The sequence below is a fragment of the Streptomyces sp. NRRL S-350 genome, from assembly GCF_000719705.1.
Classification (GTDB): Bacteria; Actinomycetota; Actinomycetes; order Streptomycetales; family Streptomycetaceae; genus Kitasatospora.
The window spans coordinates 1-212 of the sequence record NZ_JOHO01000247.1; the positions used below are offsets into that span (position 1 = coordinate 1).

At 69.3% G+C, this 212-nt stretch carries 1 pseudogene; it reads right to left on the reverse strand.

Features of this window, described 5'->3' with window-relative positions:
* Window positions 1-212 (reverse strand): annotated as a pseudogene (locus IF30_RS0140765) (DUF1772 domain-containing protein); the annotation flags it as partial.

Consider the following 212-nt stretch of genomic DNA (forward strand, 5'->3'; position numbering starts at 1 on the left):
GCCAGGCCCGTCGCCACGAAGGCGCCGACGAAGACCAGGCCGAACATCCCGTTCTCGATCGACTTGTTGATGTGCTGCATCGCCGTGACGTACGTCCGGTCGTCCCCGGCCGCCAGGCCCGGCATGACCGACACGTCGAAGGCGAAGAACAGCCCCGCCATCAGGCCCATCGCGACGGTGGCACCCACCAGCAACGGCCCGGCGGCCCTGCT